1 protein-coding gene is annotated in these 389 nt (G+C 68.6%); it reads left to right on the top strand.

The features are described from left to right. Positions 1 to 389: collagenase (locus G3I71_RS49670; protein WP_203733280.1), on the top strand; the 389-nt coding region annotated here is incomplete at both ends.

Here is a 389-nt window from a genome sequence, read left to right as displayed (position 1 = left end):
ACTTCGCGACCTGCGACCTCCCCGACCGCCTCGACAGGGCCGCGCTGCCCGTCCGGCACGACTGCAGCGGCAGCCTGCGCATCCGCGCCCAGGAGATGTCCGCCGCCCAACTCGCCTCCACCTGTACCAGCCTGGCGGGCCAGGATGCCTTCTTCCATGACATCGCCCGTGACGCAGGACCGGTGGCCGGCGACCTCAACACCCGCCTCGAAGTGGTCGTCTACAACTCCAGCGACGACTACGGGACCTACGCGGGCGCCATGTTCGGCATCGACACGAACAACGGCGGCATGTACCTGGAGGGCGACCCCTCCGCCGCAGGCAACCAGCCCCGCTTCATCGCCTACGAGGCCGAGTGGCTGAGGCCGGACTTCCAGATCTGGAACCTC

This window comes from Streptomyces sp. SID12501, assembly GCF_010550245.1.
Taxonomy (GTDB): Bacteria; Actinomycetota; Actinomycetes; order Streptomycetales; family Streptomycetaceae; genus Streptomyces.
Note: the sequence above shows the minus strand (reverse complement) of the source record. Positions and strands in the feature narration are given on the sequence as shown.